Genomic DNA, 14,693 nt, shown 5'->3' on the forward strand with positions numbered 1-14,693 from the left:
CTGATCGCCCCGATCGCGATGGAAGACGGTCTGCGCTTCGCAATCCGCGAAGGTGGCCGCACCGTCGGCGCCGGCGTTGTGTCGAAAATCATCGCGTAATCCTCGGATCATAGCGATTTGCGAAGGGCCGCCCGGTTGGGCGGCCCTTTTGCTTGGTTTTCGAGTTGAGCCTAAAGAATAAATATGAAGATTCGTAATATTGGCCTTGGTGTCGGATTGATCACCAATTGATTTTACCAATTTTATCGAAGAGCCGCGCATTGGGTTCGCGATAAATCTCTTCAAGGAACTCTCGATCAGATGTCTTTATGGTTTCAGGGTACTCTCCCCTGTTATGCCACGGTAGCTCAGGGGTGTTTTTAAAGCTTTCTATTTCTAGAAAGCTAGTTATATTTTTTAGAACCGCACCCTTTTGTTTTTTCAAATCGGAAAACCCGATGATCAGTATATTGTCTTCTCCAAATTGTTTCCAAAAAGGTTCTAGCTGCTCTAAATAAAACCCTCGCCGAATGAGAGAAGGCTCTACCGGGGGCGAGAGAAGATTCATCATATCGAGTTCCAGCTCTAATGCGTTGCGGAAGGACGCGATTTTTCCTTGTGAATTGCGGAGCGCATCTATCCGATTGTTTGCTGGCCTTCCTTTCGCCTTCCATATCCGTTCGAGATAACCGTTCGATAGCATCCGTGCGTACATATTGTAGGCGGAAAAAGCTCTACTTACTGGTTCGCGAAGAAGGCATATCATTTTCATAGAAGGGTAGTAATCGTGTATTTTCGCGGCGACGCCGGGACGCGCAAGATATGCAGGCGTTGCCTCGTAGAATATTCGTCGACGAAGGCTCATGGATCGAAAATTATTTTCGTAATCTTTTTGAGTCGCTCCCAGGTCTATGTCTTGAGAGAAATGTCCGATCTCTTTGATTTCTGATCCTTGCAGCTGTGGGTGTTCGTTCAATAAGTTGAACAAGGTTGTCGTTCCGGCTTTCTGTGCGCCAATGATAAGAAATCCAGGAGATTGCCTAGGGGCGAAACGATTGCTGATACGAGAAAGCTTCTTCCCAATTTTCGCTGGAAATTTAACAGTCAAAAAAAGCACCTCGCGCTGATCGTTCGCCGCCCTGCAGCTTTTTCGAAGCTTTATCGAATGCGAGCGGATTTTCAAGGTTTGTCTACTTTGATCCCCGTCTATTGAGCTGAGGTCTCGCTCGGATTTATACGCGAATGCTGCATCCTATAGGCGATTTGGAGCCTCTCCAAGCTTGCACGTCCGCTGATTTCTCTTTAGCTTTGATTGAGCTAATGGAGGCTCCGATGGACAAGACCCTTTTCTGATCCCGTTTCCCTGAAACTCTGATCGAGAGAGGTCTCTCCATGTCTGCCTATCCGCTGCCGCGGCGCTTTCCTGCGCCCGATACCCGCAATCCCGTTCTTCTGCCCGATGGCACGCCGCATGAACCCACCGTGTTCCTGCAGGCGGTGATCGACCATCCCAATATCGAGGTCGGGCGCTATGCCTATTACAGCCCGCTTGCCCCCGTTACGGACGCGGCGGCGGAGCTTGCGCCGTACCTCTATCCCGGCTGTCCCGAGCGGCTGGTGATTGGCGCATTCGCGCAGATCGCGCATGGGGTGCGTTTCATCACCGCCTCGGCCAGTCACCCGATGGGCGGGATCACCACCTATCCGTTCCGGATCTTCGACATGGAGACGGCGGGCAAATATCTCGAGGAGAATGCCGCGATCGGCGACACCGTGATCGGGCCGGATGTCTGGCTCGGCTTCAATGCGATGGTGATGCCGGGTGTGCGCATCGGGGCGGGCGCGATCGTGGCGGCTGGCTCGGTGGTCGCGCAGGACGTGCCGCCCTTTGCCATCGTCGCGGGCAACCCGGCGCGCGTGGTGCGGTCCCGGTGCGGCCCCGATGAGATCGCGCGGCTGCTCGATCTGGCGTGGTGGGACTGGCCGGTGGGGGCGATCCAGAGGGCGTTGCCCGCGCTGGAAGCGGGGGATGTGGCGGCGCTGGCCGAACACGCGCCTTGAGCGAGAGGCTTGCCGCTGCGCGCAACGACGCTAGGCTCTGGGCAACGCGACGAATTCTCCCGGAGCCCGGATGACCAACAGCCCGATCCTCTTCTCGCATATCCTGACGGGTGCGCCCGATCCCGACGGGCCTGCCGACATCGTCGAGGCGTTGCGGGACGAGCGGCTCGCCTGGGCGCATCTGGACGGGACGCACCCGCAGGCGCAGCGCTGGATTCGCGAGGAACTGGATTACCTCGACCCGCAGGCGGTGGAGGCCTTGCTGGATGTCGATACGCGCCCGCGTATGAGCCAGATCGGCGAGGGGCTTCTGGTGATCCTGCGCGCGATCAACTTCAACGAGGGCGAAGACCCCGAGGATATGGTCTCGCTGCGGATGTATCTCGACCGGCAGCGTATCCTCACGATTTCACGCAAGCGGGTGCGCGCGATCGAAGGGATGAACGCGGCGATCCGCGACGGCAAAGGGCCCAGCGATGCAGGAACTTTCCTCGTGCGACTGACCGAGGATATCGTCGGCAATATCGGGGTGTTCCAGACCGAGTTGGACGAGCGTGCCGAGGCGTTGGAAGATCAGGTCTATGGCGGGCAGGCCGATCACATGCGCCGCGACGTTCTAGACTTGCGGCTGCAGGTGATCGCGGCGCGGCGGTATCTCGCGCCGCAACGCGAGGCGTTGATCCGTCTGACACAGGCGGAGAGCCCGATCATCGACGAGGTCACGCGGCGCGAGATCGAGGAAGAAGCGCTGAAGATGACGCGGATTTCGGAAGATATGGACGAGCTGCGCGATCAGGCGCAGGTGCTTCGCGAAGAACTGTCGAGCCAACTCTCGGACCGGGTTAACCGCAACACCTTCGTGCTGTCGGTCGTCTCCACGATCTTCCTGCCGCTCGGGTTTCTTACCGGTCTGTTCGGGGTCAATCTTGGCGGGATGCCGGGGCTGAACTCCGACTCTGCGTTCGATTATCTGGTGATCGTCTGCGTGGTGATTGTCGCCGCGCAGTTGATGGTCATGGGCCTCCTGCGCCTCTATTCGAAGCGCAGGAAGCGATAGGTCTGTGGGTCAGGCGGCCTCGCGCATGTGGCGGCCTTCCTGAACCTCCTCGATGATCTTGGCGACGAAATCGTCCAGATCCTTCGGGTTGCGCGACGTGACGACGCCATTATCGGACACCACGGATTCGTTCACCCATTCGCCACCGGCGTTTTCGACATCGGTGCGCACCGAATGATACGAGGTCATCTTGCGATCCTTGGCGATGCCGGTCTCGATCAGTAGCCACGGCGCGTGGCAAATCGCAGCGACAACCTTGCCTTGGTCATAGAAGCTGCGCAGCAGGTCCAGCGCGCTTTTCTCGACACGAAGAAGGTCGGGGTTGATCTGACCGCCGGGGAGAACGATCGCATCGTAGTTGGAGGCGACGACGTCCGAGATCTTGCACTGCACCGAAACGGTCTCGCCCCAGTCGGTCTCGTCCCAGCCGCGAATGTCTTCGCCGTCGAGCGAAGCGAGGTCGATTTGCGCGCCAGCCTCAGTCAGCTTGTCGCGCGGAACGGTCAACTCGGCTTGCTCGAAACCGTTGGTGGCCATGATCAGAATGCGGGCTTCGGTAATCTTGGGCATTTGCTTTCCTTTCCTTGAGGCGCAGCTTGCGCAGGTTCGGGAGAAAAACGATCTGCGCCCGGCATGCGTTCCACGGCGATTTCTTCGGCGGGGAAATGCGAAAGATAGGTGGAAAGGCACTTGATTTCGGTCGCGTGAGACTTTAGCACCCACGCCACGGCCTAGGGGTATAGCTCAGTTGGTAGAGCATCGGTCTCCAAAACCGAGGGTCGCGGGTTCGAGTCCCTCTGCCCCTGCCAGCCGTTTCCTGAAAATTTACGTTCGTTCGCGTAACGTTCCCGAAGTGGCGTCCTGTGACGCCGGTTTTGGGCGCTGTCGCGAGGAACCGTCGTGCTTGGCAGAATTTTCCGGGTCTTTCAGCGATATGTGGATGCGAATCTCCGGGTTTCGCGGAGGGTGCCGGATCTGGGGCCGCGCGCGGCGGCTCGGGGGCTGCAGGTCACGCGCTATGATTTCCGCGGCAACCGTCTTCGTCTGGAGGGGCGAATCGATGCGCGCGAGGTGATTTTACGCCTGGGAGGCGTGGCGCAGCGCTGCGCGCTCGAACCTGATCCATCGGGGCCGGCGAAGTTTGCCTTCGACGTGCCTTTCTGGCCCGGCAAGGTGGAGCTGGTCATTCCCGATACGGGTGCCGATGGCCAAGGCGAGGAAAGCTGGGTTTTGCCGCTGATCGGCAGGGTTCGCCTCGCATGGGGGCAGTTGCGCCTTGCCCCGGTGTTCCTGTGGCGAATCGCACGTCATGCCCGCGATATCTGGCGCTGGCGAAACCACGACGACAGTGCCGCGGGGGTTCGCGTGAAATCCGCGCTCGGTTTCGTGGGGCAGGCGCGGGGTGCGACCCTGCCGCCCGACCTTCTCCACACCACAGCGCCGACTGAGCCGCTCACGTTTCCCGGGATCGTCATCGTGTTGCCCGTGTTCAACGCGCGGGGGCTGCTGCGCGAGGCGCTTGCCCGCGTCGCGCAGCACACCGATCTCGACTGGCATCTGATCGCGATCGAGGATCGCTCGACCGATCCAGAGGTGCGGCCGTTTCTGCGCGATTGGTGTGATGGCCGGGCAAACGCGACGCTTCTGGAAAATGACACAAATCTCGGCTTCGTCGCGTCGGGCAATCGTGGGTTTGAGGTGGCGCTCAGGCGCTTTCCCGAGCGCCCCGTGGTCTTGCTGAATTCCGATGCCCTTGTGCCCGCGGGCTGGGCGTCACGTCTTGTGGCCCCACTTTCCGATCCGCAGGTCGCAAGCGTCACGCCAATGTCGAATGACGCGCAGATATTGTCCGTGCCGACAGCCGGAGCGCGGAGCGATTTACCGCCCGGGGCCGTCGATCAGATCGATGCAGTCGCCGCGCGCATGAACCCGGTGCAGGCGCACGCCGAGCTGCCGACAGGGATCGGCTTTTGCATGGCGCTCGCACCGCGCTTTCTTGTCAAGCTTCCGCAATTCGACCCTGCGTTTGGGCGCGGCTACGGGGAGGAGACGGATTGGTGTCAGAAAGTAAGGCGGCTCGGGGGGCGGCATATCGGGATCGGCTCGCTCTTCGTGGAGCATCGCGGTAGCGCCTCCTTCGGTGCGGCGGCGCGGCGAAAGCTACTGGACGCCAATCAGGCGAAGATCGAGAGGCGCTATCCAAGCTATCCGCGCGCCGTCGATCGTTTTCTAACCAGCGATCCGCTGGGGGCCCCGCGTTTCGCGCTCGCCCTGGCCCGAGCGGGAGCACTGCAAACCGAGCCGATCAAGATCTGGCTCGGACATTCCCTCGGGGGTGGGGCGGAGATGTGGTTGCGCAAAGAAATCGCCTCGGAGCTTCGCGCCGGCCGGCGGTGCGTCGTTCTTCGCGTCGGTGGGCCCGTGCGCTGGTCCATCGAGCTTCACGACCCGCTAGGCCTGAGCACGGTCGAGACATCGGATCGCGCGGTAGTGCTATCCCTGCTGAAGCTTCTGCCGGATCGCCACGTCATCTATTCCTGCGGCGTTGGCCATCCGACCCCGCTCGAGATACCCGCGCTGCTTACGGAACTATCCGCGACGCAGCCGCTCAATATCCTGTTTCACGACTACTTGCCCCTAAGCGAGGCCTACACGCTCCTGCGTGCGCCAAACAGCTTGCGCGAGATCCCCGAATACATCGGCCCTCGGGCCAAGTCTCGAAAGCCGTCACAGCGCTCTTCGACCGACGATCTGTCGGATTGGGAAAGCGCTTGGGGCGCGGCACTTACCAGCGCGACGCGATTACAAGTTTTCTCGCGCAGCTCCGCAGAGATTGTGGCCTCGGCCTGCCCAGACGTCGCGCATAAGATCGACTGCAAACCGCATCATGTGGCGCGCCCTGCGATTCTCGTCCGGCCGCCTCCTGGACCCCAGGCGAGCGCCCGCACCGCGGGCTCTGTTCTTGGCGTGCTCGGTCATATCGGCGTCCACAAAGGCGCCGCGGTTGTCGAGGCATTGGGGGAGGCCTTCGCTGCGGACGGCCGCGCGCGGCTGGTCCTGTTGGGAAATCTCGATCCGCGGTTTCATTTGAGCGCGCCGAACCACGTGCACGGCCCGTTTGAGCCCCTAGATTTACAGATTCTGATCGCGCGCTACGGAATTGACCGATGGCTGATCCCATCGCTCTGGCCGGAGACCTTTTCCTTCACCACGCATGAGGCGCTCGCCACCGGCCTGCCGGTGTATTGTTTCGACCGTGGCGCTCAAGCTGAAGCGGTCAGAGCGGCAGGCGCACAGGAGGGTGTCTTGCCGGTGCCACGCAGGCCATCGGATATAGACATCGATCGCCTCTTTGGGGCGCCCGCCACGCAGAGGTGGGTGGCATGACGCTCGAAGACAGTCATGCGATCTTTCATATAGGCGCCCCGAAATGCGGCAGTTCGGCTCTTCAAGCAGCATGGAGCGCGGAACCGGACCGGCCGTCGCGCGCCGGTTTGCGTATGCGCTATATCGGCGCGGTGCGGGTGGGCGGCAAACTCATGCCGTTGCGTGGCAGGGCCGTGCGCCGCACTGCCGCGTTGTCTCCCTATGGCTATGTCTCGATGCCCGATCCCGGCCGGGAGGTCGCGGCGAAATCTCTCGGCGATTTCGTCTTGCGCGAGATCGCACGCGCGCGGCGGCGCGGCTATATCCCGTTCTTCTCGAATGAGGGCTGGATTCGTCGGCCCGATTTCTTCACGCAGTTACTTTCTGACCTCGGCCATCCGCCCGTGACCGTGCTGGCCTTTTTGCGTCCTCCCCTGACGTGGATGAACGCGGCGTTCTGGCAATGGGGCGTCTGGAGTCGGCCCCGCTTCGACGATTGGATTTCGTCCCGCCGTGTCCCGTTCAGCTTTGGCGGAGATCTCGCAGCCTGGGCGCGCATTCCCAACGTAGGACTGCAGGTCGCGCCAGCAAAGCAAGATGTGGTCACCTTCGCCGACGCTTTGCTGGGAACGCCGGGCAACGCAATCGGACCATGCAACAGCACGGGCAGCGCAGCACAGTTTGGTTTTTTGCTGCGCAATCGCCGTTTTCGGCCGGACAGCCATCGCGCAGAAATCGAGTTCGTATTGCAACGGCAAATGGCGAACGGCCCCACGCTGCGCCGCGCGTGGGCGATCGCGGCACGTCACGTCGAGACACTGCAGCGGCTTGCACAGAGCCAACGTCGAGAGCTCGAGCGCGTCTTACCCGCCGTACAAGCGGAGCAAATATTCGACGACCCGCTCTGGACGGCGCCATATCCGTATCATCCTGAAATCGAGCGCGGCCCGGCGTCACTCGATGATCTCGATGAATTGTGCGCGTTTGCGGGAGGGCTTCTTTCAAGACCGTTGTCCGAGGGTGCCGAGCTCGGTGCACTCGACGCGTCCATAGCGGAGCGGCTCGGTAACCTTCTGCGCGAGGACCGTTCTCATCGGTGGCGGACCGCACTCCTTAGAGCGCCGCGAGATCAAACGCCGCGGCCCAGATCGTTCACCTTGCGAGGAGACCCCGGTAGCTCGTCCTGAGGGCTAAAAGGCCAAGGGCCAAGGCCACGAGCGACACGCCGATTACGTAGAACGCAGAGAGATAGTCGGGCTGATAGGTCGGGAAAAAGCCGCGTCGCAGATAGCCGGTCACATGGACGAGCGGGTTAAACCAAAGGGTATCCGCGGCCCAGCGCGGCAACTGGTCGGTGAGAAAAAAGACTCCGGAAATCAGGAACATCGGTCGCATCAGGATCGACCATATCTGCTGCCAGACCGGCGCGCGTAGAAAGAGGTAGCAGTTCAGGGTGCCGATCCCGAAGGACAGCAGTACGGCGAGACCTGCTGCTTCGAAGATACGCAGCGGATCCGGGCTCGCGCGGGTGTCGAACGTCAGGAGGCATCCCTGAAGCACAAGGTAAGAAACAACAAGTTTCGTCAGCGCATTCAGGGCGAGCCGTGCGATGAGCGCATCGACAAAGCTCACAGTGGGATAGGCGAGGAGCGCGCGCGAGTAGGTGAGGGCGTTGGCGACCTTCGACTGAACGTCTGAAAACAACATGAATGGCAGCAAGCCCGTCGCGTAGAAAAGGGCGAAACTGGCCCCGAGCGGCGGGGCGTGGAAGGTCAGCGAAAAGAACAGCGTCAATAATCCGACGCCGCCGATCGGCTCGAGCAACGCCCAAAGATAGCCCCCCGGTGAGCGGCCGTAGCTTGCCGACATCTCGCGCAGAATGAGCGCGCCGATGGCACGAAGCGCCGGGAAGGACCGGGCCGGGATGCGCGCCGCGCGGGAGGAGAACATTTCGAGCCTCGTTTACCGGTTTTCAATTCGGATCGTGTTCACTGGACCCTGACGCGACCGATAGTGGAGCCAATTGTGAAACACGCGGTTAACGAGCCTGCGCAGGCGACGCCCGTCCTCGCAAAGGGGGCTGGGTTGCGCGAAGTGCCAGTGCCGCTCCGGCCAGTGCCGAGCGCATACGCGCCTCCCGCACGCAAGGCGCGCTGGCGGCGGCGGCACCAGACTGTGGCGTTAAGCTTCCTGGCGCTGGTGATCGCGCCGGTTCTGGTGGCGGCCTATTATCTTTACGCCCAGGCCGCGGATCAGTTCGTTTCACGCGTTGGCTTCACGGTTCAGCGGGAGGAAATGGCGCCGGCGCTCGATCTTTTCGGCGGTCTGTCCAGCCTGTCGGGCGCGTCTTCAAGCGACACCGACATTCTCTATGAATTCATTCAAAGCCCGAGCCTTGTTGCGCAGATCGACGATGCGCTTGATCTGAGGGCCATTTGGTCGCGCGATCGATCCGATCCGGTGTTCGGGCTTCCTGGCGACGCCACTCTGGAGGAGCTTGTCGCCTATTGGAATCGCATGGTTCATGTGCGGCACGGGGCGGGCGCGGGACTGCTCGACATCGAGGTGCGCGCTTTCGATCCGGGCGCGGCACAGCAGATCGCGCAGACCTTGATGGCACAAAGCTCTGCGATGATTAACCGGCTCAGCAACGCGGCGCGCGAGGATGCGATTCGCCATGCGCGCGGAGAGTTGCGGCGCGCCGAGGCGCGTCTGACGACGGCGCGCACGGCGCTCACCACTTTCCGTAATCGCCACCAACTGATCAGCCCGGAGATGGATTTGCAGAGTCAGGCGGGGGTGCTGGGGTCGTTGCTCGAACAGCAGGCGCAGGTGATGATCGAGAGTGATCTGCTGCGCGGCACGGTGCGCAGCGGGACGGACCCGCGGTTGAAGCAGGCGGAGCGGAGGCTTGCGGTGATCGAGGACAGAATCGGAGCGGAGCGACGCAAGCTCGGGATCGATGGGGGCTCCCAGGAAGAGGCTTTCGCGAGCATCGTCGGCGAATACGAGCGGCTTATGGCGGAGCGCGAATTCGCAGAGCGTGCGTATGCGGCGACGCGCGCAAGCTATGACGCGGCGGAGGCCGAGGCGCGCCGGAAAAGCCGGTTTCTTGCAACATTCATGGCGCCGACCCTTGCCGAAAGTGCCGAATATCCACGGCGGGAGACGCTTCTGGCGCTGATCGCGGGTAGCCTCGTTTTGCTTTGGGCGATTGGCATCCTGGTGGGCTACGCGATCCGGGACCGTCGGTAACGGCGATGATCCGGCTGCAAAACCTCAGCAAGAGTTTCCGCGTCCCCGGTGGCGAGAAGGTCGTGGCGCGCGATATTTGCGCGAGCTTTCCAAGCGGCCGATCCGTCGCCTTGCTAGGGCGAAACGGGGCCGGAAAGTCGACGCTGCTGCAGATGATCGCAGGCACCGCGCGTCCGGATCGCGGGAGGGTGATTGCGCGGGGCAGCGTGTCGTTCCCGGTGGGCTTCGCGGGCTCGTTTCACAATGATCTGACGGGCGCGCAGAATTGCCGCTTCATCGCGCGGATCTACGGGGTGGATACCGATGAGATGGTGGCTTTCGTAGAGGCGACCGCCGAGCTCGGGGCGCATTTCCGGATGCCGCTGCGCAGCTATTCTTCCGGGATGCGCGCGCGATTGGCGTTTGCCGCGTCGATGGCGATCAGCTTCGACACCTATCTCGTCGACGAGATCACGGCGGTCGGCGATGCCGCGTTTCGCGAGAAGAGCGCAGCCCTGTTTCGCGACCGGCTGAAAGATGCCGGGGCGGTTGTGGTCAGCCACTCGATGAACCAGTTGCGCGAGATTTGCGATTGCGGCGCGGTGCTGGAGCGTGGGCGGCTTGAGTTTTTCGACGATCTCAACGCCGCGATTGCCTGCCACGCACGCAACATGCTTTGAGTTGGGCGCTGTGAGCCGTCGCATTCTATTAAAATATTGAGAGAAAACCCTTTTTAGGCCGCTTTTCCTCCGCGCTCCGTGCCCAGCCGCGCCTCACAGTCGAGACAGTGTGAATATGGAGAGCGGAGGTGACTATGCCTCAATTGACGCCGGTCGCGACTGTTACGAATGGCGCGGAAAACTTCCTGACGTCGATCATCGACCTGCTTCTCGTGCAGGGCGAGACGGGGCCGACGCTCTATTCGATTTCGAATGCGCCGGGCGGTATCTCGCAGATTCCGCTGACTGCGCGGCTGAATTCGAGCGATCTGGCTTATCTGAGCGAGAGTGCGGGGCTGGATGCAGCCGGGACGCTGACCGAGGTTTCGATCGATGGCAGCCCTGCCTTGATGGTGACCGGTTCGGCGTCGGGCGCGTTTCAGGCGGTCTGGCTGAACCAGAATGACGGCGGAATCAGCGATGTATTCACGCTGCCGGGGGCGGTCGCGCCCGGTGCGGTGCTTGCGATCGCGCCGCTGAAACTCGACGCGCAGAGCTTTTTCGTCGGGGCCCTGTCGCATGGCAGCGGGCTGCATGTCTGGCAGATGGGTGCTGGAGGCCGGATGACCGAGATCGCGCAGGGCATCGCGGGCGAGGTCTGGTCAGAGAATGACGTCCATGCGCTCGACACGGTCGAGATCGAGGGCGCGCAGTATATCCTTGCGGCGTCGGTGACGGATAATTCGCTGACCACGCTCGCGCTCGATGCGCAGGCACAGCTGCAAATCGCCAGTCAGATCGATGCGCGCGACGGCCTCTTCATCAACACACCGAATTCGATCGAGACGATCCAGGTGGGCGGACAGGCCTACGCGCTTCTGGGGGCGGCGGGCACAAGCTCGATCTCTGTCGTGGCGCTCGGTCCGGGCGGACGGATGGAGGTCACCGATCAGATCAATGACGATCTGGGCACGCGGTTCGACGGCGTGACGATGCTCGAAACCGTGACGATGGGCGGTCAGGTCTATGTGCTGGCCGGAGGCGCCGATGACGGGGTCAGCCTGCTTACGCTGCTGCCCGGCGGCAAACTGGTCCAGATCGGGACCTTGGCGGACGGGCTAGAGACCGCGCTGTCCGATCCGGCGGCGGCGGCGATGATCGCCGATGCGACCGGGCTCGATATTTTCGTGGCGGGCGACGTGCCCGCGAGCGTGAGCGATCAGGGGATGGGGATCAGCCATATCAAGGTGGAGTTGGGCCCTGCCGGTCTGGCGCTGAAGCTTGGCGATGGCGGCGACACCGCGAACGGCGGCGTTGAAAACGATCAGATTTCCGGTGGCGCAGGCGATGACGACATCCGTGGCGGGGCGGGGGCGGACATTCTGCAAGACGGCGCTGGCGCGGATTCCCTCTGGGGCGGCGAGGGGCAGGATGTGTTCGTGCTCGACGCGGACGGGCGCACCGATTTCATCATGGATTATGAGCCCGGTATCGACCGGCTCGACCTCTCGAGCATGGCGTGGTTCTACACCAAGGAGGCTTTGGACATCGCCCCGACCGCGACGGGGGCGGATATCCGGATCGGCGAGGAGCGGGTGATCGTGAATACCGCGGACGGCTCAAGCCTGAGCGCCGCGGATTTCGAAACCTCAGAGCTGCGCGATCTGTGGCATTCCGCAATCAATCCGCTCGAGGTCGGCGATATCCACAAGGAAGGTACCGCGCAGGGCGACCTGATCGACGGGCGTGGCGGCGATGATCTGCTCGTCGGCAATGACGGGTCGGATATTCTGCAAGGCATGGCTGGGGACGATCTGCTCAATGGCGGGCGGATCGATCGCAGTTACGACCCGTTCGCGGCACAGGTGTTCCGGGTCTATCAGGCGACGCTTGACCGGGCGCCCGATGGGAACGGCCTGCACTATTGGACGGACCTTCTGTCGAGCGGCGCGGTTGAACTGCAGGAGGTTGCGGATCGGTTCATCAACTCGCCGGAATTCCAGTCGAACTACGCGGAGACGAGCGACGCGGAGTTCCTGACGCTGCTTTACCAGAATGTTCTGGATCGGGACCCCGATGACGGGGGGCTGACCTATTGGCTCGACCAGCTGGATCAGGGGGTAAAAAGTCGGGAGGAGATTGTTTTGGGATTTTCGGAAAGCCCGGAATTTCGGGAGGCGACAGAGATCGATACGCTCATGCTGAGCCATGCCAGCGCGCAGACGGATTTCACCGATGACGTGTTCCGTTTGTATCAAGCGACGCTGGGGCGCGAGCCGAACCTTGGCGGGATGATGTATTGGAGCGAGATGCAGGCGGACGGGATGGAGTTTCTCGATGTCGTCTCCGGCTTCGTCAACTCGCCCGAATTCACGTCGACCTATGGCAATCTCGACGATGCCGGTTTCATCTCGCTTCTCTATCAGAACGTCTTGGGGCGGGCACCGGATAGCGAGGGGCTGACATGGTGGGTCGATCAGCTCGACAGCGGGGGCTACACCCGCGAGAAGGTGGTCGCCTCATTTGCGCAAAGCCCCGAGATGATCACCCAAACGGCGCAGCCGCAGATCGATTGGTTCCGCTCTTTCGGCTTCGAGGATCAGCTGGATGGCGGCGAGGGGTACAATCTGCTGCAGGGCGGTGCGATGGCGGATCAGTTCGTCTTCCGCGCGGATGAGGACGGGCATCACGTCATTATCGATATCGAACCTTGGGATCGGCTGAGCTTCGATGGCTTCAACTACAGCTCTGCCGCCGAAGCTCGCAGCCATTTGGCCGAGGCGGGCTCCGGCGTGACCTTCACCGATCAGGGCGTCACGGTCGAGTTCATCGATGCCGATCTCGGCCTGTTCACCGACGGGATGTTCGACGTCTCGGGCTAAGTAAGTTCAGTTCGTAGCGCCGCAAGATAGCGCGCCACGAGGGTCTGCGCGCGCTCCGGTGTCGCGGCTTCGGCATAGCAACGGCATTCGGGCGCGTTGCCCGAGGGGCGCAGATGGACGATCTCGCCCGAGGGGAAGGTCAGGCGCAGCCCATCGGTGCGGTCGATCCGTTCGGCCGGGCCGAAATCGCTGAAGAATTCCGCCCGGGCGGTTGGATCGTCGGCAAGGTGGTCGATGAAGGCGCGCGAGCGGTCCGTCGGGACTTCGGCGACCCGGTCGGCCGCGGTGAAACGGGCGGGAAGCTGGGCGACAAGGCCGCTGAGGGCGGTGCTGGCCTGTTTCGCTGCAACAAGCGGAGCGACGATCGGCAGCAGGCAATCGCGCGTCGCAAGCGGCGCAATCGGCCCCGCAGGGCCCGTTGCGGTGAAGCCTAGGAGGAAGCCGCCATTGGGCTCATACCCCACGACCTTCGCGGCAGGATCGGAATCGCGCGCGGCCTCCATCGCGGCGATCACGAAGGGCGAGCCGATCTTCGTGCGATGGATGCTGTCGAATTCGGGCATCGCATCGACCATCGTATTGGCGGAGACCGGCGTGCAGAGGATTTTCGCCCCGAGAAGCCGCGCGGTCAGCGCGCCCAGCACGTCGCCGGGGATCAGAGTGCCGGTCTCGTCGCTCAGCATCGGACGGTCGGCATCGCCATCGGTCGAGATCACCGCATCGAGCCCATGTTCCGCGCACCAGCCTTGCAGGGTTTTGCGGGTATCGGGATCGACCGCCTCGGTGTCGACGGGGATGAAAACGTCAGAACGTGCGAGCGGCACAGCCGTTGCGCCCATCGCCTGCACCGCGGTGACGAGGATGTCGCGCGCGACCGAGCTGTGTTGATAGACACCGATGCGCAGCCCATCGAGGGCCTCCGCCCCGAACCCGTCGACATAGCGGGCGATGTAGCGTGCCGCGCTGTCCGCCCCCGGGATTTCGGGCCCCGGCTTCTCGGCTGCGGGATGGTCCTGACCGAGCCGGTCGAGAATCGCGGCCTCGTCCTCCTTCGCGATCTCGCCATGCGGGACATAGAATTTCAGCCCGTTGCGATCGGCGGGAATGTGGCTGCCGGTGACCATGATCGCCGAATTGCCCGCCCCCATCGAGGCAAGCGCAAGAGCGGGCGTGGGAAGCGCGCCTTCGCGAATGGCGGTGAGGCCAGCGGCGCGGATCGCGGCGATGACGGTCTCGGCGATTGCGGGGGAGGAGGGGCGCAGGTCCCATCCCACATGCACGGCTTCGCCCTGCGGACAGGCCGAAATGAAAGCGCGGGTGTAATCGGTGACCAGCGCGTCGGTCAGTTCGGTGACGAGGCCGCGTAGGCCGCTGGTGCCAAATTTCGGTGCCATATGTCCTCGAATGCTGCGCCGTTGAAATTGGGCCGAACCTAGGGGGAGGGGGGCGGACAGG

12 protein-coding genes and 1 tRNA gene are annotated in these 14,693 nt (G+C 62.3%); 9 read left to right on the forward strand and 4 right to left on the reverse strand.

Annotation, left to right across the window (positions count from 1 at the left end):
- Positions 1 to 99 (forward strand): hypothetical protein (locus tag BMI86_RS20495; protein ID WP_143594894.1); only part of this gene is annotated, 99 nt, incomplete at its 5' end.
- A 121-nt stretch (positions 100 to 220) separates the two neighbouring features.
- Here BMI86_RS20495 and BMI86_RS20500 read toward each other — a convergent pair.
- Positions 221 to 1,162, reverse strand: a complete 942-nt coding sequence (locus BMI86_RS20500) for a sulfotransferase (protein WP_168173900.1) — start codon at positions 1,160 to 1,162, stop codon at positions 221 to 223.
- Between the two features lie 209 nt (positions 1,163 to 1,371).
- Here BMI86_RS20500 and BMI86_RS20505 point away from each other — a divergent pair, with 209 nt between their 5' ends.
- Both BMI86_RS20505 and BMI86_RS20510 read left to right on the forward strand, forming a co-directional pair.
- Positions 1,372 to 2,040: a CatB-related O-acetyltransferase gene (locus BMI86_RS20505; protein WP_078542945.1), complete on the forward strand. Its 669-nt coding sequence runs from the start codon at positions 1,372 to 1,374 to the stop codon at positions 2,038 to 2,040.
- Between the two features lie 70 nt (positions 2,041 to 2,110).
- Positions 2,111 to 3,097 (forward strand): zinc transporter ZntB, encoded by a 987-nt coding sequence (locus tag BMI86_RS20510; protein WP_078542947.1) that lies wholly within the window; start codon positions 2,111 to 2,113, stop codon positions 3,095 to 3,097.
- Positions 3,098 to 3,106: 9 nt separating this feature from the next.
- On the opposite strand, the gene BMI86_RS20515 is transcribed toward BMI86_RS20510, so the two are convergent.
- Positions 3,107 to 3,667 carry a type 1 glutamine amidotransferase domain-containing protein gene (locus BMI86_RS20515; RefSeq protein ID WP_078542949.1) on the reverse strand — a complete coding sequence of 187 codons (561 nt, stop codon included), beginning with the start codon at positions 3,665 to 3,667 and terminating at the stop codon, positions 3,107 to 3,109.
- A 163-nt stretch (positions 3,668 to 3,830) separates the two neighbouring features.
- On the opposite strand from BMI86_RS20515, the gene BMI86_RS20520 reads away from it, so the two are divergent.
- The 3 genes from BMI86_RS20520 (at position 3,831) to BMI86_RS20530 (ending at position 7,650) form a co-directional block, all read left to right on the forward strand.
- Positions 3,831 to 3,906: transfer RNA gene (locus BMI86_RS20520), tRNA-Trp, on the forward strand.
- 127 nt (positions 3,907 to 4,033) lie between these two features.
- A complete protein-coding gene (locus BMI86_RS20525) occupies positions 4,034 to 6,484 on the forward strand; it encodes a glycosyltransferase (RefSeq protein ID WP_168173901.1) in 2,451 nt (816 codons plus the stop codon).
- Entirely contained in the window at positions 6,481 to 7,650 is a 1,170-nt protein-coding gene (locus BMI86_RS20530; RefSeq protein ID WP_078542953.1) for a hypothetical protein, read from the forward strand. The genes BMI86_RS20525 and BMI86_RS20530 overlap by 4 nt, the downstream gene beginning before the upstream one ends.
- On the opposite strand, the gene BMI86_RS20535 is transcribed toward BMI86_RS20530, so the two are convergent.
- Positions 7,616 to 8,413, reverse strand: a complete 798-nt coding sequence (locus BMI86_RS20535; protein WP_078542955.1) for an ABC transporter permease — start codon at positions 8,411 to 8,413, stop codon at positions 7,616 to 7,618. The genes BMI86_RS20530 and BMI86_RS20535 overlap by 35 nt on opposite strands.
- Positions 8,414 to 8,578: 165 nt before the next feature.
- On the opposite strand from BMI86_RS20535, the gene BMI86_RS20540 reads away from it, so the two are divergent.
- The 3 genes from BMI86_RS20540 to BMI86_RS20550 all read left to right on the forward strand — a co-directional run bounded on the left by BMI86_RS20540 (position 8,579) and on the right by BMI86_RS20550 (position 13,238).
- A complete protein-coding gene (locus BMI86_RS20540) occupies positions 8,579 to 9,718 on the forward strand; it encodes a hypothetical protein (protein WP_168173902.1) in 1,140 nt (379 codons plus the stop codon).
- Between the two features lie 5 nt (positions 9,719 to 9,723).
- The gene (locus BMI86_RS20545) at positions 9,724 to 10,377 is read left to right on the forward strand and encodes an ABC transporter ATP-binding protein (protein ID WP_078542958.1); all 654 of its coding nucleotides are present in this window, start codon (positions 9,724 to 9,726) and stop codon (positions 10,375 to 10,377) included.
- Between the two features lie 134 nt (positions 10,378 to 10,511).
- Positions 10,512 to 13,238 carry a DUF4214 domain-containing protein gene (locus BMI86_RS20550; RefSeq protein ID WP_078542961.1) on the forward strand — a complete coding sequence of 909 codons (2,727 nt, stop codon included), beginning with the start codon at positions 10,512 to 10,514 and terminating at the stop codon, positions 13,236 to 13,238.
- On the opposite strand, the gene BMI86_RS20555 is transcribed toward BMI86_RS20550, so the two are convergent.
- Positions 13,235 to 14,632, reverse strand: a complete 1,398-nt coding sequence (locus BMI86_RS20555; protein ID WP_078542963.1) for a phosphomannomutase — start codon at positions 14,630 to 14,632, stop codon at positions 13,235 to 13,237. The genes BMI86_RS20550 and BMI86_RS20555 overlap by 4 nt on opposite strands.
- Between the last annotated feature and the right edge of the window lie 61 nt (positions 14,633 to 14,693).

The organism is Thioclava sp. DLFJ5-1 (assembly GCF_002020115.1).
Taxonomy (GTDB): Bacteria; Pseudomonadota; Alphaproteobacteria; order Rhodobacterales; family Rhodobacteraceae; genus Thioclava; species Thioclava sediminum.

Bases quoted from the DNA above. Each gene is read 5' to 3' on its own strand.
- BMI86_RS20545 (WP_078542958.1), top strand. From the start codon at position 9,724: ATGATCCGGCTGCAAAACCTCAGCAAGAGTTTCCGCGTCCCCGGTGGC.
- BMI86_RS20555 (WP_078542963.1), bottom strand. From the start codon at position 14,632: ATGGCACCGAAATTTGGCACCAGCGGCCTACGCGGCCTCGTCACCGAA.
- BMI86_RS20530 (WP_078542953.1), top strand. From the start codon at position 6,481: ATGACGCTCGAAGACAGTCATGCGATCTTTCATATAGGCGCCCCGAAA.
- BMI86_RS20505 (WP_078542945.1), top strand. From the start codon at position 1,372: ATGTCTGCCTATCCGCTGCCGCGGCGCTTTCCTGCGCCCGATACCCGC.
- BMI86_RS20550 (WP_078542961.1), top strand. From the start codon at position 10,512: ATGCCTCAATTGACGCCGGTCGCGACTGTTACGAATGGCGCGGAAAAC.
- BMI86_RS20535 (WP_078542955.1), bottom strand. From the start codon at position 8,413: ATGTTCTCCTCCCGCGCGGCGCGCATCCCGGCCCGGTCCTTCCCGGCG.
- BMI86_RS20515 (WP_078542949.1), bottom strand. From the start codon at position 3,667: ATGCCCAAGATTACCGAAGCCCGCATTCTGATCATGGCCACCAACGGT.
- BMI86_RS20510 (WP_078542947.1), top strand. From the start codon at position 2,111: ATGACCAACAGCCCGATCCTCTTCTCGCATATCCTGACGGGTGCGCCC.